Origin of the sequence: Enterobacter cloacae complex sp. 2021EL-01169 (genome assembly GCF_020733125.1) — a bacterium.
In the GTDB taxonomy this organism is placed as follows: domain Bacteria; phylum Pseudomonadota; class Gammaproteobacteria; order Enterobacterales; family Enterobacteriaceae; genus Enterobacter; species Enterobacter roggenkampii.
The window spans coordinates 1-22434 of sequence record NZ_JAJFTC010000008.1 but is presented as its reverse complement, the minus strand read 5'-3'; the positions used below and the strand labels follow the sequence as shown (position 1 = coordinate 22434).

The 22434-nt window shown below is 54.9% G+C and carries 23 protein-coding genes and 1 rRNA gene; 16 read left to right on the top strand and 8 right to left on the bottom strand.

Going from position 1 to position 22434, the window contains the following annotated elements:
• The first annotated feature begins 87 nt into the window (after positions 1-87).
• The 11 genes from skp (at position 88) to tilS (ending at position 13227) form a co-directional block, all read left to right on the top strand.
• Positions 88-582, top strand: coding sequence for a molecular chaperone Skp (skp, locus tag LLF79_RS18160; protein WP_008501902.1), 495 nt, complete (start codon positions 88-90; stop codon positions 580-582).
• Positions 583-585: 3 nt separating this feature from the next.
• The gene (gene lpxD, locus LLF79_RS18155) at positions 586-1611 is read left to right on the top strand and encodes a UDP-3-O-(3-hydroxymyristoyl)glucosamine N-acyltransferase (RefSeq protein ID WP_227880101.1); all 1026 of its coding nucleotides are present in this window, start codon (positions 586-588) and stop codon (positions 1609-1611) included.
• Positions 1612-1713: 102 nt separating this feature from the next.
• Positions 1714-2169 carry a 3-hydroxyacyl-ACP dehydratase FabZ gene (gene fabZ / locus LLF79_RS18150; protein ID WP_010426706.1) on the top strand — a complete coding sequence of 152 codons (456 nt, stop codon included), beginning with the start codon at positions 1714-1716 and terminating at the stop codon, positions 2167-2169.
• 3 nt (positions 2170-2172) lie between these two features.
• Positions 2173-2961 carry an acyl-ACP--UDP-N-acetylglucosamine O-acyltransferase gene (lpxA, locus tag LLF79_RS18145; protein WP_008501899.1) on the top strand — a complete coding sequence of 263 codons (789 nt, stop codon included), beginning with the start codon at positions 2173-2175 and terminating at the stop codon, positions 2959-2961.
• Positions 2961-4109: a lipid-A-disaccharide synthase gene (gene lpxB, locus LLF79_RS18140; protein ID WP_023293232.1), complete on the top strand. Its 1149-nt coding sequence runs from the start codon at positions 2961-2963 to the stop codon at positions 4107-4109. The genes lpxA and lpxB overlap by 1 nt, the downstream gene beginning before the upstream one ends.
• Positions 4106-4702, top strand: coding sequence for a ribonuclease HII (gene rnhB, locus LLF79_RS18135; RefSeq protein ID WP_227880099.1), 597 nt, complete (start codon positions 4106-4108; stop codon positions 4700-4702). Before lpxB ends, rnhB begins: the two co-directional genes overlap by 4 nt.
• A gap of 38 nt (positions 4703-4740) precedes the next feature.
• A complete protein-coding gene (gene dnaE / locus LLF79_RS18130) occupies positions 4741-8223 on the top strand; it encodes a DNA polymerase III subunit alpha (RefSeq protein WP_008501896.1) in 3483 nt (1160 codons plus the stop codon).
• Positions 8224-8235: 12 nt separating this feature from the next.
• Entirely contained in the window at positions 8236-9195 is a 960-nt protein-coding gene (gene accA / locus LLF79_RS18125; protein WP_008501895.1) for an acetyl-CoA carboxylase carboxyl transferase subunit alpha, read from the top strand.
• A gap of 99 nt (positions 9196-9294) precedes the next feature.
• The gene (locus tag LLF79_RS18120) at positions 9295-11427 is read left to right on the top strand and encodes a lysine decarboxylase LdcC (protein ID WP_227880096.1); all 2133 of its coding nucleotides are present in this window, start codon (positions 9295-9297) and stop codon (positions 11425-11427) included.
• A 65-nt stretch (positions 11428-11492) separates the two neighbouring features.
• Positions 11493-11882 carry a VOC family protein gene (locus LLF79_RS18115; RefSeq protein ID WP_008501893.1) on the top strand — a complete coding sequence of 130 codons (390 nt, stop codon included), beginning with the start codon at positions 11493-11495 and terminating at the stop codon, positions 11880-11882.
• A 58-nt stretch (positions 11883-11940) separates the two neighbouring features.
• Positions 11941-13227, top strand: a complete 1287-nt coding sequence (tilS, locus tag LLF79_RS18110) for a tRNA lysidine(34) synthetase TilS (RefSeq protein ID WP_063436215.1) — start codon at positions 11941-11943, stop codon at positions 13225-13227.
• 28 nt (positions 13228-13255) lie between these two features.
• Here the strand turns inward: tilS and rof are convergent, their stop codons facing one another.
• Entirely contained in the window at positions 13256-13516 is a 261-nt protein-coding gene (gene rof / locus LLF79_RS18105) for a Rho-binding antiterminator (RefSeq protein WP_008501890.1), read from the bottom strand.
• Positions 13503-13703 (bottom strand): YaeP family protein, encoded by a 201-nt coding sequence (locus LLF79_RS18100; protein ID WP_008501889.1) that lies wholly within the window; start codon positions 13701-13703, stop codon positions 13503-13505. The genes rof and LLF79_RS18100 overlap by 14 nt, the downstream gene beginning before the upstream one ends.
• Positions 13704-13899: 196 nt before the next feature.
• Here LLF79_RS18100 and LLF79_RS18095 point away from each other — a divergent pair, with 196 nt between their 5' ends.
• From LLF79_RS18095 to nlpE, 3 genes are read left to right on the top strand one after another with little or no spacing between them, the layout of a single operon-like run.
• Positions 13900-14445: a YaeQ family protein gene (locus LLF79_RS18095; RefSeq protein ID WP_021240481.1), complete on the top strand. Its 546-nt coding sequence runs from the start codon at positions 13900-13902 to the stop codon at positions 14443-14445.
• A complete protein-coding gene (arfB, locus tag LLF79_RS18090) occupies positions 14442-14864 on the top strand; it encodes an alternative ribosome rescue aminoacyl-tRNA hydrolase ArfB (protein WP_008501887.1) in 423 nt (140 codons plus the stop codon). Before LLF79_RS18095 ends, arfB begins: the two co-directional genes overlap by 4 nt.
• A 34-nt stretch (positions 14865-14898) precedes the next feature.
• Positions 14899-15597, top strand: coding sequence for an envelope stress response activation lipoprotein NlpE (gene nlpE, locus LLF79_RS18085; protein ID WP_021240479.1), 699 nt, complete (start codon positions 14899-14901; stop codon positions 15595-15597).
• A gap of 47 nt (positions 15598-15644) precedes the next feature.
• Here the strand turns inward: nlpE and proS are convergent, their stop codons facing one another.
• From proS to metN, 6 genes are all read right to left on the bottom strand, one after another.
• Positions 15645-17363 (bottom strand): proline--tRNA ligase, encoded by a 1719-nt coding sequence (gene proS / locus LLF79_RS18080; RefSeq protein ID WP_227880094.1) that lies wholly within the window; start codon positions 17361-17363, stop codon positions 15645-15647.
• A 112-nt stretch (positions 17364-17475) separates the two neighbouring features.
• Positions 17476-18183, bottom strand: coding sequence for a tRNA (N6-threonylcarbamoyladenosine(37)-N6)-methyltransferase TrmO (gene tsaA, locus LLF79_RS18075; RefSeq protein ID WP_023345466.1), 708 nt, complete (start codon positions 18181-18183; stop codon positions 17476-17478).
• Positions 18180-18584: an Rcs stress response system protein RcsF gene (gene rcsF / locus LLF79_RS18070; RefSeq protein ID WP_227880092.1), complete on the bottom strand. Its 405-nt coding sequence runs from the start codon at positions 18582-18584 to the stop codon at positions 18180-18182. Before rcsF ends, tsaA begins: the two co-directional genes overlap by 4 nt.
• A gap of 106 nt (positions 18585-18690) precedes the next feature.
• Entirely contained in the window at positions 18691-19506 is an 816-nt protein-coding gene (gene metQ, locus LLF79_RS18065; protein ID WP_014168729.1) for a methionine ABC transporter substrate-binding lipoprotein MetQ, read from the bottom strand.
• 40 nt (positions 19507-19546) lie between these two features.
• Positions 19547-20200, bottom strand: coding sequence for a methionine ABC transporter permease MetI (locus LLF79_RS18060; protein WP_003856130.1), 654 nt, complete (start codon positions 20198-20200; stop codon positions 19547-19549).
• Positions 20193-21224 (bottom strand): methionine ABC transporter ATP-binding protein MetN, encoded by a 1032-nt coding sequence (gene metN, locus LLF79_RS18055; RefSeq protein WP_023293225.1) that lies wholly within the window; start codon positions 21222-21224, stop codon positions 20193-20195. Before metN ends, LLF79_RS18060 begins: the two co-directional genes overlap by 8 nt.
• Before the next feature lie 188 nt (positions 21225-21412).
• Here metN and gmhB point away from each other — a divergent pair, with 188 nt between their 5' ends.
• Together gmhB and LLF79_RS18045 are read left to right on the top strand one after the other, a co-directional pair.
• On the top strand, positions 21413-21979 hold the full coding sequence (gene gmhB, locus LLF79_RS18050) for a D-glycero-beta-D-manno-heptose 1,7-bisphosphate 7-phosphatase (RefSeq protein ID WP_008501879.1): 567 nt from the start codon (positions 21413-21415) through the stop codon (positions 21977-21979).
• Between the two features lie 368 nt (positions 21980-22347).
• Positions 22348-22434, top strand: a 16S ribosomal RNA gene (locus tag LLF79_RS18045); the annotation flags it as partial.

Sequence of the window (22434 nt, the reverse complement as noted above, 5' to 3'; positions counted from 1 at the left end):
GCTGACAACTGGCGATCGGTAAAACGGTCGCCTTGCCACGCAAAGAACGGTACCTTCTGGTGCCAATGGGATGGTAAGGAGTTAATTGTGAAAAAGTGGTTATTAGCTGCAGGTCTCGGTTTAGCGATGGCAACTTCTGCTCAGGCAGCAGACAAAATTGCAATCGTCAACATGGGTAATTTGTTCCAGCAGGTTGCACAGAAAACAGGTGTTTCTGCGACTCTGGAAAACGAATTCAAAGGCCGTGCAAGCGAACTGCAGGGTATGGAAAACGATCTTCAGTCCAAAATGCAGCGTCTGCAGCGTGATGGTTCTACCATGAAGGCAAGCGACCGCAGCAAGCTGGAAAAAGACGTAATGGCTCAGCGCCAGGCGTTCTCCCAGAAAGCGCAGGCTTTCGAGCAGGATCGTCAGCGTCGTTCTAACGAAGAACGCGGCAAGCTGGTGACTCGCATTCAGACCGCTGTTAAAGCAGTGGCTGCCGATCAGAGCATCGATCTGGTTGTTGATGCGAACGCCGTCGCTTTCAACAGCAAAGATGTTAAAGACATCACTGCTGACGTTCTGAAACAGGTTAAATAAGTAATGCCTTCAATTCGACTGGCTGATTTAGCTCAGCAGTTGGATGCAGAATTACACGGTGATGGCGATATCGTCATCACCGCTGTTGCGTCCATGCAATCTGCTAAAGCTGGCACGATTACCTTCATGGTAAGCCCTAAGTACCGTGAGCAACTGGCTCAATGCCAGGCGTCAGCTGTTGTTCTGACGCAGGACGATCTTCCATTTGCCACTGTAAGCGCGCTGGTAGTGAAAAACCCCTACCTGACGTATGCACGCATGGCTCAAATTCTTGATACCACGCCGCAACCGGCCCAGAACATTGCTGCCAGCGCAGCGATTGATGAGACGGCCAAGCTGGGTAACAACGTCGCCGTTGGTGCGAATGCGGTTATCGAATCCGGCGTCGAGCTGGGCGATAACGTCGTCATTGGCCCGGGCTGCTTCGTTGGGAAAAATACGAAAATCGGCGCCGGGACCCGTTTATGGGCGAATGTGTCCGTATACCATGACGTTGAAATTGGCGAAAACTGCCTCGTCCAGTCCAGCACCGTGATTGGTTCTGATGGCTTTGGTTACGCTAACGATCGCGGTAACTGGGTTAAGATCCCGCAGCTTGGTCGCGTTATTATTGGCGATCGCGTGGAGATCGGCGCCTGTACCACCATTGACCGTGGCGCGCTTGACGACACGATCATTGGCAATGGTGTTATCATCGATAACCAGTGCCAGATTGCGCATAACGTTGTGATTGGCGACAATACCGCGGTTGCGGGTGGCGTCATCATGGCGGGCAGCCTGAAAATTGGCCGTTATTGCATGATTGGCGGTGCGAGCGTGATTAATGGCCATATGGAAATCTGCGACAAGGTGACCGTGACGGGAATGGGCATGGTAATGCGTCCTATCACTGAACCTGGCGTCTATTCCTCCGGCATTCCGCTCCAGCCCAACAAGGTATGGCGTAAAACAGCAGCTCTGGTGATGAACATTGATGATATGAGCAAGCGCCTCAAGTCCCTTGAGCGCAAGATCGATCAACAAGACTAAGCGTCATCCGTTTAACGCTATTTTTCCCGGCCTGTCGGCTTTCTAATAAACCGGCAGGCCGTGTTATTATTGTTATCAGTACATTTTGACAGGAAGAGTATTTTGACTACTGACACTCATACTCTGCATATTGAAGAGATTTTAGAACTTCTGCCGCACCGCTACCCGTTTCTGCTGGTAGACCGTGTGCTGGATTTTGAAGAAGGTCGTTTTCTGCGCGCAGTGAAAAATGTTTCCGTGAATGAGCCGTTCTTCCAGGGGCACTTCCCTGGTAAACCTATCTTCCCGGGTGTGTTGATTCTGGAAGCGATGGCTCAGGCTACCGGTATTCTGGCGTTTAAAAGCGTCGGTAAACTGGAACCAGGTGAGCTGTATTACTTCGCGGGTATTGACGAAGCGCGCTTTAAGCGCCCTGTCGTGCCTGGTGATCAGATGATCATGGAAGTCACTTTTGAAAAAACGCGTCGTGGCCTGACTCGCTTCAAAGGCGTAGCGCTGGTTGACGGTAAAGTTGTTTGCGAAGCGACGATGATGTGTGCTCGTAGCCGGGAGTCCTGATACGTGATTGATAAATCCGCCTTTATTCATCCTACCGCCATTGTGGAAACGGGTGCCATCGTTGGTGCTAACGCCCACATTGGCCCGTTTTGTATTGTTGGACCCCATGTCGAAATTGGTGAGGGTACAGTGCTGAAATCTCACGTTGTGGTGAATGGTCACACGACCATTGGCTGCAATAACGAGATCTATCAGTTCGCCTCCATCGGCGAAGTTAACCAGGATCTGAAATATGCTGGTGAGTCGACCCGTGTGGAAATCGGCGATCGTAACCGTATTCGCGAAAGCGTCACCATTCATCGTGGAACAGTACAGGGTGGTGGGTTGACGAAGGTGGGCAGCGATAACCTGTTTATGGTGAATGCGCATATCGCGCACGACTGTACCGTGGGTGACCGCTGTATCCTTGCCAACAATGCCACGCTGGCAGGACACGTATCAGTTGATGACTTCGCAATTATTGGCGGCATGACCGCAGTCCATCAGTTCTGCATCATTGGTGCGCACGTGATGGTCGGCGGATGCTCCGGTGTGGCGCAGGACGTCCCACCGTATGTGATTGCGCAGGGCAACCATGCCACGCCGTTTGGCGTGAACATCGAAGGCCTCAAGCGTCGTGGTTTTAGTCGCGAAGCGATTACTGCCATCCGCAACGCGTACAAACTGCTGTACCGTAGCGGTAAAACGCTGGAAGAGGCGAAGCCGGAAATTGCCGAACTGGCGAAAAAGCACCCGGAAGTGGACGCGTTCATGGAGTTCTTTGACCGTTCAACAAGGGGTCTGATTCGTTAATGGTCGACAGTCGTCCGCTTACGATAGCCCTGGTCGCCGGAGAAACCTCCGGCGATATTCTTGGTGCTGGTCTCATCCGTGCGCTTAAGGCACGCGTACCCAATGCTCGCTTTGTCGGTGTTGCTGGCCCGCTGATGCAGGCCGAAGGCTGTGAAGCCTGGTATGAAATGGAAGAGCTGGCCGTGATGGGGATCGTTGAGGTGCTGGGACGGTTACGCCGTTTGCTGCACATCCGTGCCGACCTCACCCGCCGCTTTACCGAACTCAAACCCGATGTGTTTGTCGGTATCGATGCACCTGATTTCAACATTACCCTCGAAGGGAACCTGAAAAAGCAGGGCATTAAAACGATTCACTATGTCAGTCCGTCCGTCTGGGCGTGGCGACAGAAACGCGTTTTCAAAATCGGACGGTCCACCCACCTGGTGCTGGCTTTCCTGCCTTTCGAAAAAGCGTTTTACGACAGATTTAATGTTCCGTGCCGTTTTATCGGTCATACCATGGCGGATGCGATGCCACTGGATCCGGATAAAAACGCGGCGCGCGACGCGCTGGGCATCCCGCATGATGTGCACTGTCTGGCCTTACTGCCAGGCAGCCGTGGCGCAGAAGTTGAGATGCTGAGCGCCGATTTTCTTAAGACTGCGCAAATTCTTCGCCAGACCTATCCCGATCTTGAAGTGGTCGTGCCGCTGGTGAATGCCAAACGCCGCGAGCAGTTTGAGCGCATCAAAGCTGACGTCGCCCCGGATCTTCACGTCCGTCTTCTGGACGGGCAGGGGCGGGAAGCGATGTATGCGAGCGATGCCGCACTGCTGGCCTCCGGCACGGCGGCGCTGGAGTGTATGCTGGCGAAATGCCCGATGGTGGTCGGTTACCGCATGAAGCCGTTTACCTTCTGGCTGGCAAAACGTCTGGTGAAAACAGATTACGTCTCCCTGCCAAACCTGCTTGCCGGGCGCGAGCTGGTGAAAGAGCTGCTGCAGGATGAATGCCAGCCGCAGGCGCTGGCGGAGGCCCTGCTGCCGCTGCTCGCCAACGGTAAAACCAGCCACCAGATGCACGATACCTTCCGCGAACTGCATCAACTGATCCGCTGTAATGCTGATGAGCAAGCGGCCGATGCGGTGCTGGAGTTAGCAAAATGATGGAATTTGTTTATCCTCACACCCACCTTGTGGCGGGTGTGGACGAAGTGGGTCGTGGTCCGTTAGTGGGAGCCGTGGTGACCGCTGCGGTGATCCTCGATCCGGCTCGGCCGATCGTCGGGCTGAACGACTCAAAAAAATTGTCTGAAAAGTGCCGGCTGGCGCTGTTTAGTGAGATTCAGGAGAAAGCGCTGGCCTGGAGCCTCGGGCGCGCTGAACCGCATGAGATAGACGAGCTGAATATTTTGCATGCCACGATGCTGGCGATGCAGCGTGCGGTGGCGGGGCTGAAAATTTCCCCTGAATATGTCCTGATTGACGGCAACCGCTGTCCGGCATTGCCCATGCCTTCAATGGCAGTGGTCAAAGGCGATAGCCGGGTCGCAGAAATTAGCGCAGCTTCTATTATTGCCAAAGTGACACGCGACGCCGAAATGGCCGCGCTGGATCTCACTTACCCTCAGTATGGTTTCGCCCAGCATAAGGGATATCCCACACCTTTCCACCTGGAGAGGCTGGCTGAACATGGCGCAACCGAACACCATCGGCGCAGTTTTGGCCCGGTAAAACGCGCCCTGGGACGGGTGTCCTGAATCATTACGCAAGCAATTAAGTAACGCGGAATCTGAAGATGGCTGAACCACGTTTCGTACACCTGCGGGTGCATAGCGACTACTCCATGATCGATGGGCTGGCGAAGACCGGGCCGCTGGTAAAAAAGGCGGCCTCGCTTGGCATGCCTGCGCTGGCGATCACCGATTTTACCAACCTGTGTGGTCTGGTGAAGTTCTACGGAACGGCGCACGGCGCGGGGATGAAGCCGATCGTCGGCGCAGACTTCCACGTGCAGAGCGACCTCATCGGGGATGAACTGACGCAAATCTCCGTGCTGGCGATGAACAACACGGGTTACCAAAACCTCACACTTCTGATCTCCAAAGCCTATCAGCGCGGTTACGGCGCGCTGGGCCCGTGGATCGACCGCGACTGGCTGGCTGAACTGAACGAAGGGCTACTCCTGATCTCAGGCGGCCGGATGGGGGACGTCGGCAAATCCCTGCTGCGCGGTAACAGCGCGCTGGTGGATCAATGCGTCTCGTTCTATGAAGAATATTTCCCGAATCGTTATTATCTGGAGTTGATCCGTACCGGTCGTCAGGATGAAGAGAGCTATCTTCATGCCGCCGTGGCGCTCGCAGAGGAGCGCGGGTTGCCCGTAGTGGCCACCAACGACGTGCGGTTCCTTGAGGCGGGCGATTTTGACGCTCACGAAATTCGCGTGGCGATCCACGATGGCTTTACCCTCGACGATCCGAAGCGGCCGCGTAATTACTCCGCTCAACAGTACATGCGCAGCGAGGAGGAGATGTGTGAGCTCTTCTCCGATATCCCCGAAGCGCTGGAAAACAGCGTAGAGATTGCCAAGCGCTGCAACGTCACCGTCCGCCTTGGCGAATACTTCCTGCCGCAGTTCCCGACGGGTGACATGACCACGGAAGATTTCCTGGTCATGAAATCGAAAGAAGGTCTGGAAGAGCGTCTGGAATTCCTGTTCCCGGATGAAGAAGAGCGTAAAAAGCGTCGTCCGGAGTATGACGAACGCCTGGACATTGAACTCCAGGTGATCAACCAGATGGGCTTCCCGGGCTACTTCCTGATCGTTATGGAGTTCATCCAGTGGTCGAAGGATAACGGCGTGCCGGTAGGACCGGGGCGTGGCTCCGGCGCAGGTTCGCTGGTAGCGTATGCGCTGAAAATTACCGACCTCGATCCGCTGGAATTCGACCTGCTGTTCGAACGTTTCCTCAACCCGGAACGTGTCTCGATGCCCGACTTCGACGTCGACTTCTGCATGGAGAAACGTGACCAGGTGATCGAGCACGTGGCCGACATGTACGGTCGTGATGCGGTATCGCAGATCATTACCTTCGGTACGATGGCGGCGAAAGCGGTTATCCGCGACGTGGGCCGCGTGCTGGGCCACCCTTACGGGTTTGTCGATCGCATCTCTAAACTGGTGCCGCCCGATCCGGGCATGACGCTGGCAAAAGCCTTTGAGGCTGAACCGCAGCTGCCGGAAATCTATGAAGCGGACGAAGAGGTCAAAGCGCTGATCGACATGGCGCGCAAGCTGGAAGGCGTCACGCGTAACGCCGGTAAGCATGCGGGGGGCGTGGTTATCGCCCCGACCAAAATCACCGACTTCGCGCCGCTGTATTGCGATGAAGCGGGCCAGCATCCGGTCACCCAGTTCGACAAGAACGACGTAGAATACGCCGGGCTGGTGAAGTTCGACTTCCTTGGCCTGCGTACGCTGACCATCATCAACTGGGCGCTGGAGATGATCAACGCCCGCCGCGAGAAGAACGGCGAGCCGCCGCTGGATATCGCGGCCATCCCGCTGGACGACAAGAAAAGTTTCGACATGCTGCAGCGCTCGGAGACCACCGCCGTCTTCCAGCTTGAATCCCGCGGCATGAAAGATCTGATTAAGCGCCTGCAGCCCGACTGCTTCGAAGATATGATCGCGCTGGTGGCCCTGTTCCGTCCGGGCCCTTTGCAGTCAGGGATGGTAGATAACTTTATCGACCGTAAGCACGGGCGCGAAGAGATTTCCTACCCGGACGTTCAGTGGCAGCACGAAAGCCTGAAGCCGGTACTGGAGCCAACCTATGGCATCATCCTGTATCAGGAACAGGTGATGCAGATCGCCCAGGTGCTTTCCGGCTATACGCTCGGCGGCGCGGACATGCTGCGTCGTGCGATGGGTAAGAAAAAGCCGGAAGAGATGGCCAAGCAGCGTTCCATCTTTGAAGACGGGGCGAAGAAAAACGGCGTCGACGGCGAGCTGGCGATGAAAATCTTCGACCTGGTGGAGAAATTCGCCGGGTACGGATTTAACAAATCTCACTCAGCCGCCTATGCTTTGGTGTCGTATCAAACGCTGTGGCTGAAGGCACACTATCCTGCGGAGTTTATGGCTGCGGTAATGACCGCCGATATGGACAACACCGAGAAGGTGGTGGGCCTGGTGGATGAGTGCTGGCGCATGGGGCTGAAGATCCTGCCGCCGGATATTAACTCAGGTCTCTACCATTTCCACGTCAACGACGACGGGGAGATCGTTTACGGGATCGGCGCGATCAAGGGCGTAGGTGAAGGGCCGATCGAGGCGATCATCGAAGCGCGCAACAACGGCGGGTATTTCCGCGAGCTGTTCGATCTTTGCGCCCGTACCGATACCAAAAAGCTGAATCGCCGCGTGCTGGAAAAACTGATCATGTCCGGCGCGTTCGACAGGCTGGGGCCGCACCGCGCCGCGCTGATGAACTCGCTGGGCGACGCCCTGAAAGCGGCGGATCAGCACGCAAAAGCGGAAGCCATTGGCCAGGCGGATATGTTCGGGGTGCTGGCGGAAGAGCCGGAGCAGATTGAGCAGTCGTATTCCAACTGCCAGCCGTGGCCAGAACAGGTGGTGCTGGACGGCGAGCGTGAAACGTTAGGTTTGTACCTGACGGGTCACCCGATCAACCAGTACATTAAAGAAATTGAGCGCTATGTCGGCGGCCACAGGCTAAAAGACATGCATCCGACAGAACGTGGTAAAATCACCACGGCTGCGGGGCTCGTGATTGCTGCAAGGGTTATGGTCACCAAGCGCGGCAATCGTATCGGCATCTGTACGTTGGATGACCGTTCCGGGCGTCTGGAGGTGATGTTGTTCACCGACGCGCTGGATAAATACCAGCAATTGCTGGAAAAAGACCGCATACTTATCGTCAGCGGACAGGTCAGCTTTGATGACTTCAGTGGGGGGCTTAAAATGACCGCCCGCGAAGTGATGGACATTGACGAAGCCCGGGAAAAATATGCTCGCGGGCTTGCTATCTCGCTGACGGACAGGCAAATTGATGACCAGCTTTTAAACCGACTCCGTCAGTCTCTGGAACCCCACCGCTCGGGGACAATTCCAGTACATCTCTACTATCAGAGGGCGGATGCACGTGCGCGGTTGCGCTTTGGTGCAACGTGGCGTGTCTCTCCGAGCGATCGTTTACTGAACGATCTCCGTGGCCTCATTGGTTCGGAGCAGGTGGAACTGGAGTTTGACTAATACAGGAATACTATGAGTCTGAATTTCCTTGATTTCGAACAGCCGATTGCTGAGCTGGAAGCGAAAATCGATTCTCTGACAGCGGTAAGCCGTCAGGATGAAAAACTGGATATTAACATCGACGAAGAAGTGCATCGTCTGCGCGAGAAAAGCGTAGAACTGACGCGCAAAATCTTTGCCGATCTCGGCGCATGGCAGGTGGCCCAGCTGGCACGCCATCCACAGCGTCCGTACACCCTGGATTATGTCCGCCTGGCGTTTGACGAATTTGACGAACTGGCAGGCGATCGCGCATACGCTGACGACAAAGCTATCGTAGGCGGTATCGCGCGTCTGGACGGACGCCCGGTGATGATCATTGGTCATCAGAAAGGCCGTGAAACCAAAGAGAAAATCCGTCGTAACTTTGGTATGCCAGCACCAGAAGGCTACCGTAAAGCCCTGCGTCTGATGGAGATGGCTGAGCGTTTCAACATGCCAATCATCACCTTCATCGACACCCCGGGTGCCTACCCTGGCGTGGGCGCGGAAGAGCGCGGTCAGTCTGAAGCCATCGCACGCAACCTGCGCGAGATGTCTCGTCTGAAGGTGCCGGTCATTTGTACCGTTATCGGTGAAGGGGGTTCCGGTGGCGCGCTGGCGATTGGCGTGGGCGATAAAGTGAATATGCTGCAGTACAGCACCTATTCCGTTATCTCCCCGGAAGGCTGTGCGTCCATTCTGTGGAAAAGTGCTGACAAAGCGCCTCTGGCTGCCGAAGCGATGGGCATCATTGCGCCGCGTCTGAAAGAGCTTAAGCTGATCGATTCCATCATCCCGGAACCGCTGGGTGGGGCTCATCGTAAGCCGGAAGTGATGGCAGCGTCTCTGAAAGCGCAGCTGCTGGCCGATCTGGCAGATCTGGACGTGCTGAGCAAAGAAGATCTGCTCAACCGCCGTTACCAGCGTCTGATGACCTACGGTTACGCGTAAGCCTCACAATTATCTGAAAAGCCGCACACTGTTGCGGCTTTTTTTATACCTGCGGTTTAGCCGGACTATGCTTAGCTAAAGTTTTTAAGGAGGAAGCCCATGAATATCATTGCCATTATGGGGCCGCACGGCGTCTTTTATAAAGATGAGCCAATTAAGGAGCTTGAGCACGCCCTGCAGTCGCGCGGGTATCAGCTGATCTGGCCGCACAACAGCGCCGACCTGCTGAAGTTCATTGAGCATAATCCGCGTATCTGCGGCGTGATCTTCGACTGGGATGAATATGACCTCGAACTGTGCAGCGATATCAACAAGCTGAACGAATATCTCCCGCTGTACGCGTTTATTAATACCCACTCAACCATGGACGTCAGCGCCAATGACATGCGTATGGCGCTGTGGTTCTTTGAATATTCCCTCGGCGTGGCGGAAGACATTGCGACCCGAATTCAGCAATACACGAATGAATATCTCGATAACATTACGCCGCCCTTTACCCGGGCGCTCTTCACCTACGTGAAAGAGGGGAAATATACCTTCTGTACGCCTGGGCATATGGCGGGAACGGCCTACCAAAAAAGCCCGGTGGGCTGCCTGTTCTATGATTTCTTTGGTGGCAACACGCTGAAAGCGGACGTGTCCATTTCAGTCACCGAATTAGGCTCTCTGCTGGATCATACCGGGCCGCATCTGGAAGCCGAAGAGTATATCGCCCGCACCTTTGGGGCCGAGCAGAGCTATATGGTGACCAACGGCACCTCGACCTCAAACAAAATCGTCGGGATGTATGCTGCACCTGCCGGCAGTACCCTGCTGATTGACCGTAACTGCCATAAATCGCTGGCGCACTTGCTGATGATGAGCGACGTTGTACCGCTCTGGCTGTCGCCCACACGTAACGCGCTCGGCATTCTGGGCGGTATTCCGCGGCGGGAGTTCACGCATCAAGCCATTGAAAGCAAGGTCGCGGCAGTGCCCGGTGCAGGCTGGCCTGTCCATGCGGTGATCACCAACTCAACCTATGACGGTTTGCTGTACAACACTAACTGGATTAAAGAAACGCTGGATGTGCCGTCGATCCACTTTGATTCCGCGTGGGTGCCGTACACCAACTTCCACCCGATTTACGAGGGTAAAAGCGGCATGAGCGGTGAACGCGTGCCGGGTAAAGTGTTCTTCGAAACGCAGTCGACGCACAAAATGCTGGCCGCGTTTTCCCAGGCTTCGCTGATTCACATCAAAGGCGAGTACGACGAAGAGACCTTTAACGAAGCCTTTATGATGCATACCACTACCTCACCGAGCTATCCGCTGGTGGCCTCCATTGAAACGGCCGCGGCGATGCTGCGCGGCAACCCGGGTAAACGCCTCATCAACCGTTCGGTGGAGCGCGCGCTGCATTTCCGTAAAGAGGTTCAGCGGCTGAAAGAGGAAGCCGACGGCTGGTTTTTTGATATCTGGCAGCCGGAAGAGATTGATGAAGCAGAATGCTGGCCGGTTTCGCCCGGCGAAGACTGGCATGGCTTCCGGGATGCCGATAGTGACCATATGTTCCTCGATCCGGTTAAGGTGACGATCCTGACGCCGGGTATGGATGAGCAGGGCAAGATGAGCGAGGAAGGGATCCCGGCTGCGCTGGTGGCGAAATTCCTTGATGAACGCGGCGTGGTGGTGGAGAAAACAGGCCCCTATAATTTGCTGTTCCTGTTCAGTATCGGGATCGATAAAACCCGGGCGATGGGGCTGCTCCGCGGTCTGATGGAATTTAAGCGCGCCTACGATCTCAACCTGCGGGTGAAGAACATGCTGCCGGATCTCTACGCGGAAGATCCTGACTTCTACCGCAATATGCGTATTCAGGATCTGGCCCAGGGGATCCACAGGCTGATCCGTCAGCACGATCTGCCGCGTCTGATGCTACAGGCGTTCGATGTGTTGCCGGAGATGAAGTTTACCCCGCACAAGGCATGGCAGCGCCAGGTGAGGGGGGAGGTCGAAACCGTCGAACTGGAAAATCTGGTTGGGCGCGTATCGGCCAACATGATCCTGCCGTATCCGCCGGGCGTACCGCTCCTGATGCCGGGAGAGATGATTACCGAAGAGAGTCGGGCCGTGCTCGATTTCCTGCTGATGCTCTGTTCGGTAGGGCGTCACTATCCCGGTTTTGAGACGGATATCCACGGTGCGAAGCGCGACGAAAACGGCGTGTACTGGGTGCGAGTCCTAAAATAAGGGTGACCGCTTGCCAGGTGCGGGTTTTCGGTTGTAACGTTCAGGCATCATAAAAAGGAGAAGCTATGCTGGGTTTAAAAGCTGTTCATCATATTGCGATCATTGCGACTGATTACGCAAAGAGTAAGGCCTTCTACTGCGACATTCTCGGCTTTACGCTGTTGAGCGAGGCCTACCGTGAGGAGCGCGACTCCTGGAAGGGCGACCTGGCGTTAAACGGGCAGTATGTGATTGAACTGTTCTCTTTTCCTTTTCCGCCTGCGCGTCCGTCCCGTCCGGAAGCCTGTGGCCTGCGCCATCTTGCCTTCAGCGTCGATGACCTGGATAGCGCAGTAAAACATCTGGAAGCGCACGGCGTGACGTGTGAAGCAATCCGCGTCGATCCGTTTACCGACAAGCGCTTTACCTTTTTCAACGACCCGGACGGCCTGCCGCTGGAGCTTTATCAGCAGTAATCTTCGTCCTGTGTGATAATGCCCGCTCAGTTCGGGCATTTTTTATGTGTAATTCCCTATGACCTTACCCGCTATCGCACACGCCGTTTCACCGTACCGCCAGCTGCTGGTGGGGTTTAGCGGTGGCCTGGATTCCACCGTTCTGCTCCATCGTCTTAAACGCTGGCGCGACCAGGAGCCTGACGTCCAGCTGCGGGCGATACATATTCATCACGGATTAAGTCCTCACGCAGAGGAGTGGGTGGCGCACTGCGAAGCCTTGTGTGCGGCGTGGGCGATCCCGCTTCTCGTCGAGCGCGTCACGCTTGCGGAGGAAGGGCTGGGCATTGAGGCGCAGGCGCGTAAAGCCCGCTATGCCGCCTTTGCCGGGGCATTGCGTACAGGAGAAGCACTGGTCACAGCCCAGCACCTGGACGATCAGTGTGAAACCTTTCTGCTGGCGCTTAAGCGGGGCAGCGGACCGGCAGGGCTTTCAGCCATGCCTGAGCGTTCTGAGTTTGGCGGTACAACGTTACTGCGTCCGCTGCTTGGCGAGACGCGCGCCTCGCTTGAGGCCTGGGCGCGAGAACATCAGCTCAGCTGGATTGAAGATGAGAGCAACCAGGATGACGGCTATGACCGTAACTTTCTGCGTCTGCGCGTCCTCCCGCTATTGAGCGAGCGCTGGCCGCATTTCGCCGACGCGACGGCAAGAAGCGCTATGCTGTGCGCCGAACAGGAATCGCTGCTGGACGAGCTGTTGAGTGACGAGCTGGCTGAACTGATTTCTGAAGACGGAGCGCTGGCGATTGCACCGCTGAAAGCGATGAGTCCGGTTCGTCGGGCCGCACTGCTGCGCCGTTGGCTGGCCTCTCACCATGCAACAATGCCATCGCGTGCCATGCTGGGACGTATCTGGGACGAAGTCGCCCTGGCGCGGGAGGATGCGACGCCGTGTGTGCACCTGAACGGTTTTGACGTCAGGCGCTTTAAAGGAGAGCTCTGGTGGGTTAAATCGAACCCCTCGCTTACGGACGTGGTGCTCGACTGGCCGTCGCATGATGAGCCGCTGGTGTTGCCCTGTGATATCGGAAGCCTGTCTCTGGTGACGCCCGGCCATGTACGTTTACCGAAAGCCGATGAGCCGGTCACCGTGCGCTTTAAGGCCAGCGGTATGCTGCATATTGTTGGGCGCAATGGGGGAAGAAAGCTGAAAAAAATCTGGCAGGAGTGCAATGTGCCGCCCTGGTTACGAGATACCACCCCATTACTTTTCTACGGTGAAACCCTGATTGCGGCTGCAGGGGTGTTCATTACAGAAGAGGGGTGGGCAGAAACGGGTGTGAGTCTGGAGTGGACAGCGTAACGGGCAGCCAGGCTGCCCGTTAATGTCATCAGGATTCGCTCACCACGACGGTGCCGATTTGCGGGTGGCTGAAGCTGGCTATTTTATCCAGGCGCAGCTCACGCGTCGCACCGGCATCTTCCACTATCAGGTATTCCACATTCTTACGTGAAACCAGATCGCTGGCCTTCGCCTTCAACACTTCGCCATCTTTTAGCTCCAGCGTCAGTAATAAATGATGCTGGCAGGCGAGTTCGAGGTTGTCATAGTCATCACAATTGATGGGTTGATAAGTATCATTCATCGACATAATCGCTCACCAGTAAATTCGCCGCAGCATACGCTGCTTTTTCCCTGACCGATTCTGAAAGGCTCTCATCAGAGGCCACTTCATTAAGCACTTTCAATACACAGCCCAACGCGTCCGGGACATACCCCAGATCTCCGCTGGCGATTTCCGCATACCGTTTGCGAATTAACTCACAATAATTATTCACATCCCCTCCCGCCAGCGCACTGACTTACTGTGAGATATCATTAAGCCTACGAAGATAAACTCGGTTTAGCAAGGTGACTATACCATACTCATTTAAGCAATATCAGCGCCTTGATAGCGGTGTATTTATCACCCTACAACAGCCTTTTGCCGCGGTTTTCGCTACAATGAGCGCCTGATTCGAATGGAGTTCTCTCATGGCGCTGAAAGCGACAATTTATAAAGCAGTGGTCAATGTGGCCGATCTTGATCGCAACCAGTTCCTGGACGCCTCGCTGACGCTGGCTCGCCACCCCTCCGAAACCCAGGAGCGCATGATGCTGCGCCTGCTGGCGTGGATTAAGTACGCTGACGAGCGTCTGCAGTTTACCCGTGGGTTAAGCGCAGAAGACGAGCCAGAAGCCTGGCTGCGCAACGATCATCTGGGTATCGATTTGTGGATCGAACTTGGACTGCCGGACGAGCGCAGAATTAAGAAGGCCTGCACTCAGTCCGCTGAAGTGGCCTTATTCGCGTATAATCAGCGCGCTGCGGAGATTTGGTGGCAGCAAAACAAGAGCAAGTGCGGACAGTTTAAAAATCTCACGGTCTGGTATCTGGATGATGAGCAGCTGGCTCAACTGAGCGACTTTGCCAGCCGGACCATGGTGTTGCAGGCGACGATTCAGGACGGTGCCATCTGGCTCTCTGATTCTCAGAATAATCTGGAAATTCATTTGACGGCGTGGCAACCGGCCTCATGATCGTCCTGTCCCGAAACGTCAGCATTCCGGACAACGAGCTGGAGATCACCGCCATCCGTGCTCAGGGGGCAGGTGGGCAGCACGTCAACAAGGCCTCAACGGCAATCCATTTGCGTTTTGACATTCGGGCCTCAAGCCTGCCAGAGTATTATAAAGAAAGTCTGCTTGCTGCCAGCCATCACCTGATCACCAGCGATGGCGTGATGGTGATCAAAGCCCAGGAATACCGCAGTCAGGAGCTCAACCGGGAAGCGGCCATCGCCAGGCTGGTGGCGGTCATCAAAGAATTAACGGCAGTACAAAAAAGCCGCCGGGCAACGCGGCCAACCCGCGCATCGAAAGAGCGTCGGCTGGCCTCGAAGGCCCAAAAATCCACAGTGAAAGCACTACGCGGTAAAGTTCGTCGCCCCACAGAGTGACGAAAGGGAACACACTTTTCATAAGGAATTCATTGTGAAAAAAGCATTATGGTCAGCGCTGGCAGTGAGTACGCTGTTTGCGCTTTTCGGGTGTAACAACCGCTCCGAAACGCAGGTTTTACAACCCACGCAGACGGAAGAATTAAAACCGATGCAGCAGAGCTGGCGCGGCGTATTGCCTTGCGCGGACTGTGAAGGCATTGAAACGTCCCTGTTCCTGCAAAAAGACGGCACCTGGGTGATGAACCAGCGCTATCAGGGCGCAAAAGAGCCTTCTTCTTTTGCAACTTATGGAACATGGGCGCGAACGGCGGAGAAGCTGGTTCTGACGGATACCGCTGGCGAGAAAACTTATTTCCGCGCCAAAGGCGAGGGGATGGAGATGCTGGATCGTGAAGGCAATCCAATTGAATCCCAGTTCAACTACACGCTGGCACCGGTAAAAGCGGCTCTGCCCGCGACGCCGATGGCGATGCGGGGGATGTACTTCTATATGGCGGATGCGGCGATCTTTACCGACTGCGCAACCGGTAAGAAGGTCAGCGTGGCAAACAATGCGCAGCTTGAACGTGATTACGCGGTGGCGCGCGGCAATGACAGCAAACCGGTATTGCTGACGGTGGACGGTCACTTTACGCTGGAGCCAAACCCGGATAGTGGAGAGATGGTGAAAACGCTGGTGGCAGATAAAGACGCGAAGTTTGTTGCGGGTAAAGACTGTAACAGTAAATAAGCTGACGCTGAGCCATTAAAAAACCCCGCCTGAGCGGGGTTTTTTGTTTAGCCTTTGATGGCTTTCACCAGGTAATCAAGAATCTCGCCTGTCTTGATCATCTGTTTTTCGCCGCTGCGACGGTATTTGTATTCAACCTCGTCGCTGTCGAGGTTACGGTCGCCGATCACGACGGTGTGTGGGATACCGATCAGTTCCATATCGGCAAACATCACGCCCGGACGCTCTTTACGGTCATCCATCAGCACTTCGATACCCTGCGCACGCAGCTCGGCATACAGCTTCTCGGCCAGTTCCTGCACGCGGTAAGACTTGTGCATGTTCATTGGCAGAATAGCAACCTGGAACGGTGCGATGTTGTCTGGCCAGACGATGCCGCGCTCGTCATAGTTCTGCTCAATGGCGGCAGCTACCACGCGCGTCACCCCGATACCGTAGCAACCCATGGTCAGGATCTGGTTACGGCCATCTTCACCCTGAACAGCGGCGTTCAGCGCGCGCGAGTATTTATCGCCCAGCTGGAAGATGTGACCGACTTCAATGCCACGCTTGATCATCAGGGTACCCTGACCGTCCGGGCTTGGATCGCCTGCGACCACGTTACGGATGTCTGCTACTTCCGGCGTCGCCACGTCGCGATCCCAGTTGATGCCGAAGTAGTGTTTACCGTCGACATTCGCACCGGCGGAGAAGTCGCTCATCGCGGCTACCGTGCGGTCAATAACAACAGGAACCGGCATATTCACCGGACCAAGAGAACCTGGGCCAGCATTGACCACGGCGCGGATTTCCGCTTCCGTCGCGAACGTCAGCGGGCTGGCGACCTGCGGCAGCTTCTCAGCTTTCACTTCGTTCAGCTCGTGATCGCCACGCACCAGCAGGGCAACCAGCGGGTAAGCGCTCCCTTCGGTGGCTTTCACCAGCAGCGTCTTAACGGTTTTTTCGATCGGCAGGTTGAACTGCTCAACCAGCTCGGCAATGGTTTTCGCGTTTGGCGTATCAACCAGCGTCATCTCTTGCGTTGCGGCAGCACGCGGTTCTTTTGGTGCCAGCGCTTCTGCGAATTCGATGTTCGCCGCGTAATCTGAAGAGTCAGAGAAGATCACATCGTCTTCACCGCTCTGCGCCAGTACCTGGAATTCATGAGATGCGCTACCGCCGATGGAGCCGGTATCAGCCTGCACAGCACGGAAATCCAGACCCATGCGGGAGAAGATTTTGCTGTACGCCGCGTACATTGCGTCGTAGGTCTCTTGCAGGGATTCCTGAGAGGTATGGAAAGAGTAAGCGTCTTTCATCAGGAATTCGCGAGAGCGCATGACGCCGAAACGCGGGCGAACTTCGTCACGGAACTTGGTCTGGATCTGGAAGAAGTTCAGCGGCAGCTGTTTGTAAGAGCTCAGCTCATTACGAATCAGGTCGGTGATGACTTCTTCATGCGTTGGGCCGAGAACGAACGGACGCTCGCCACGATCGACGAAGCGCAACAGTTCAGGACCATACTGTTCCCAACGACCGCTCTCCTGCCACAGGTCAGCGGGCTGAACCACGGGCATGGACACCTCGATAGCACCGGCGTTGTTCATCTCTTCACGCACGATGTTTTCGACTTTTTTCAGGACGCGCACGCCGGTCGGCAGCCAGGTGTATAACCCGGAGGCCAGCTTGCGGATCATCCCGGCGCGCAGCATCAGCTGATGGCTGATCACTTCGGCGTCGGCAGGCGTCTCCTTCAGAGTGGAGAGCAGATATTGGCTAGTACGCATGTTGTTACGGTTCCATTTCGACGATTGGAACAGGCTGAAACACCAGCCTGACACAAAAAAAGTGGTTTAGTTTACCAGTGTGGCAAAGATGCCAAAAGAGAGGAGAACAAAATTACCTGGGTTCAAGGGCAAACACTTCAAAACCTGCCTCGGTGACGCGCCAGCGAACGTTAAAATCCAGCAGCCAGACGGCGTACGTTTTACCTGCTTCCTCTTCTTTACGGTAGGCCGGACGCGGGTCCTGTGCCAGAACTTCGGTGATGAAATCCCGTAAGCGAGGATAGCGTTTCTCCAGTTGGCCGAACTGAGCGGTTATCTCAGGCGTAAAATATACAGGCATGTCCGCCTGTGGGGCGTCCTGAGCATAACTTGCACGCGCGTCCGGAAGGGCTTCGGCGAAGGGCAAATAGGGTTTGATGTCGATCACCGGCGTGCCGTCGACAAGGTCCAGGCTACCTAACTCCAGTATCACCCGATCTTTCTGGCAGCGTATGCCTTTCAGTTCAACCAGTGACATGCCAACCGGGTTTGGACGGAAGGTCGAGCGCGTCGCAAACACCCCCATTCTCGCATTGCCGCCAAGACGAGGAGGACGCACGGTAGGACGCCAGCCGCCTTCCATCGTCTGGTGAAACACGAACACCACCCACAGGTGGCTGAATGCCTCAAGCCCGCGTACCGCATCGGCCTGATTGTAAGGCGCAATCAGGTGAAGCTCACCGCGTCCGCTGGTGACAAGACCGGGCTGGCGGGGGACGGCGAACTTCTCTTTGTAAGGAGAGTGGATAACGCCTATCTGCTCGAACTGAAATGCACTCATTTCGCCGTGATGTTCAGCGCAGAACCGATGCACACCGCCTGACGGTAGCAGCCCGGCGTGCCGCTGGTGACTTCACAGCTGTGCAGCAGGACCGCGTTGGCTTTCATTTTTGCGGCATTAATCTGCATGCGTTTACGCGCTGTCGGGATATTCGGTGGTGAGTCCTGATTGGCCGCCTGACAGGATTCGCCGCTCACTTCGCCCAGTTCACGGAACGGTTTACCGACGAGTTCATCCGCTTTCGTGATAATGCGAACCGGCGCAGGGCGAACCACTTTCGGTTTCGCAGGCTCGGTCTTTGGCGGGGTTGCCGTGCTTTGAACAGGTTCAACGGGAGATCTGCTTAGCATAGAACAGCCGCTCAGCATGAGTGCTAAAAGACAGATCGGTAAAGCACGCATAATATTTCCTCAATGGATAATCAAAACGTCAGATATTGAATCAGTTGACTGCACAAATGACAAGACGGGCATAAGCCCGTCCTGATGATATTACACTGAGGTGAGATTACCAGCCCTTAACAGCGCCGCCGTTAAACACTTTGTTGGCTTCCTGGTAAACTTCGTCAGACTGATAGGCCTGTACGAATTTCTTCACGTTTTCCGCGTCTTTGTTGTCTTCGCGAGTCACGATCAGGTTTACGTATGGAGAGTCTTTATCTTCAACGAAGATACCGTCTTTAGCTGGCGTCAGGCCAATCTGGCTGGCGTACGTGGTGTTGATAACGGCCAGGGCAATCTGCGCATCGTCCAGAGAACGTGGCAGCTGCGGTGCTTCCAGCTCAACAATTTTCAGATTTTTCGGGTTCTCGGTGACATCCAGAACGGTTGGCAGCAGGCCAACACCGTCTTTCAGTTTGATCAGGCCCACTTTCTGCAGCAGCAGCAGGGAACGACCAAGGTTAGTTGGGTCGTTAGGGACGGCAACCTGAGAGCCCGGCTGCAGCTCGTCCAGGGATTTAATTTTCTTAGAGTAACCGGCAATTGGATAAACGAAGGTGTTACCCACGCCCACCAGTTTATAGCCGCGATCTTTGATCTGTTGGTCCAGGTATGGTTTATGCTGGAAGGCGTTCGCGTCGATATCACCTTTGCTCAGCGCTTCGTTCGGCAGAACGTAATCGTTGAAGGTCACCAGCTCCACGTCCAGGCCATATTTCTCTTTCGCCACTTTCTGAGCAACTTCTGCAACCTGCTGTTCTGCACCTACGATAACGCCCACTTTAATGTGGTTCGGATCTTTTTCATCCTGACCGCAACCCACCAGTGCCAGAGAGCCGATCAGCGCGCCTACTGCTGCGAAGGTCTTTAATTTAAACGCCATGTTTTATCCTTAACTCGTAGAGTTTATGTTGTGTGTAACGTTATTTGTGCGTAACAGCCCGGACGATGCGATCGCCAGAGAACTGGATTAAGTAAACCAGAACAACCAGCAATACCAGAACGGTATTCATCACGGTCGCGTTATATCCAATATAGCCGTACTGGTAACCAATCTGACCTAAACCGCCCGCGCCTACGGCACCGCCCATCGCGGAATAACCGACCAGGGTGATAAGCGTAATGGTTGCCGCATTCACCAGCCCTGGCAGTGCCTCAGGCAGCAGAACCTTGCGGACGATCTGCATCGGCGTGGCGCCCATCGCGCGGGACGCTTCGATCAAACCGGTAGGGATCTCTAGCAGGGCGTTTTCCACCATGCGGGCGATAAACGGCGCAGCGCCAACGGTCAGCGGAACGATCGCCGCCTGCAGACCGATAGACGTTCCGACGATCACGCGGGTAAATGGAATCATCCACACCAGCAGAATAATGAACGGGATAGAACGGAAGATGTTCACCAGCGCAGAGAGCGTACGGTACAGCTTCGCGTTCTCAATGATTTGACCCGGACGCGTCACGTACAGCAACACGCCGACCGGCAGGCCAATCACAAAACCAAAGAAGCCAGAGACAAAGGTCATTGCCAGCGTTTCCCAAACGCCGCGAACCAGCAGCCACATCATCGGCTCAGACATAACCCAGTACCTCTACTTTTACGTGATGTTCTTGCAGCCAGGCAATGGCTGCCTGGGTTTCTTCTTGTGTGCCGTGCATTTCTGTCAGCATGATGCCGAACTTCACGCCACCGGCGTAATCCATCTGCGCGCTGATGATGTTGTTATTCACGTTAAAGCGGCGTGCGGTTTCGGAAAGCAGGGGAGCATCAACGGACTGGCCGGTGAACTCCATGCGCAGCATCGGGACGCTGTCAGCTGTGGATTCTGTTTTCAGACGTTCCAGATAGTCTTCCGGAATATCCAGATGCAGCGTGGACTGGATGAACTGCTGCGCCAGCGGGGTTTTCGGATGCGAGAACACTTCGCTTACCGTGTCCTGCTCGATCAGTTCACCGTTACTGATGACCGCCACGCAGTCGCAGATGCGTTTCACCACATCCATCTCGTGCGTAATAAGGAGGATCGTCAGGCCCAGACGACGGTTAATGTCTTTCAGCAGTTCCAGAATAGAACGCGTGGTTGCCGGATCCAGTGCGCTGGTGGCTTCATCACACAGCAGTACCTTAGGATTGCTGGCCAGCGCGCGGGCAATGGCCACACGCTGTTTTTGCCCACCGGACAGATTTGCCGGGTAGCTATCCTGTTTGTCGCCCAGACCCACGAGGTCGAGCAGCTCGGTGACACGACGCTTCACTTCTTCTTTCGGCGTGTTATCCAGCTCCAGCGGTAAGGCAACGTTGCCGAACACGGTGCGGGAGGCCAGCAGGTTGAAGTGCTGGAAGATCATGCCAATCTGACGGCGCGCTTTGGTGAGTTCTTTCTCTGAAAGGGCGGTAAGTTCCTGGCCGCCAACTTCTACGCTGCCCTGGGTTGGGCGCTCAAGCAGGTTAACACAACGGATCAGCGTACTTTTACCTGCACCCGATGCGCCAATGACGCCATAAATTTGACCAGCAGGAACATGCAGGCTGACGTTGTTCAGCGCCTGAATGGTTCGGTTCCCCTGCTGGAACACTTTGGTGATATTGGAAAGTTTAATCATTAGATTATTTTTATCGTATGTAAGTTAGCCGTGGCATTTTCTTCTGCCAGATACGGGTGATGACCGTAAACAAAACGGATGTTAAGGCATCCAGACGTCTAAATCAATCCAACTCTGTACGATGAGCACTTTATTGCGCTGCGATTCATGAGATACTAGCTGAACATGCCTTTTTCAGGAGCAAACCGGTGGCAAAATCAGTACCCGCAATTTTTCTCGATCGTGACGGCACTATTAATGTGGATCACGGTTATGTCCATGAGATTGATGAGTTCGAGTTTATCGAGGGCGTAATAGATGCCATGCGCCAGCTGAAAGAGATGGGCTATGCGCTGGTGGTGGTGACGAACCAGTCTGGTATTGCACGCGGTAAATTCACCGAAGCGCAGTTCGAGACGCTGACCGAATGGATGGACTGGTCACTTGCCGACCGCGGTGTGGATCTCGATGGCATCTACTATTGTCCGCATCATCCGCAGGGCACCGTAGAAGCATATCGTCAGACCTGTGATTGCCGTAAGCCGCATCCGGGGATGTTTATCTCTGCGCAGGAGTTCCTGCACATTGATATGGCGGCTTCTTATATGGTGGGCGATAAACTGGAAGATATGCAGGCAGCCGCAGCCGCGGGTGTAGGGACTAAAATATTAGTGCGTACCGGCAAGCCAGTGACGCCAGAAGCTGAGAATGCGGCGGATTGGGTGATTAATAGTCTGGCCGATCTGCCAAAAGAGATTAAAAAGCACCAAAAATAGCCTTTTTGGTGAAAAGGTGAGCGGTTGAAATAAAAATGCATTTTTCCGCTTGTCATTCCTCGGCGGCTCCCTATAATGCGCCTCCATCGACACGGCGGATGTGAATCACTTCACAGACAACGCGGTCGGTTGAAGAGAAAAAATCCTGAAATAACGGGTTGACTCTGAAAGAGGAAAGCGTAATATACGCCACCTCGCAACGGTGAGCGAAAGCCGCGTTGCACTGCTCTTTAACAATTTATCAGACAATCTGTGTGGGCACTCAAAGTGACATGGATTCTTAACGTCCTCGGACGAAAAATGAATACCAAGTCTCTGAGTGAACATGCGTAATTCATTACGAAGTTTAATTCACGAGCATCAAACTTAAATTGAAGAGTTTGATCATGGCTCAGATTGAACGCTGGCGGCAGGCCTAACACATGCAAGTCGAGCGGCAGCGGAAAGTAGCTTGC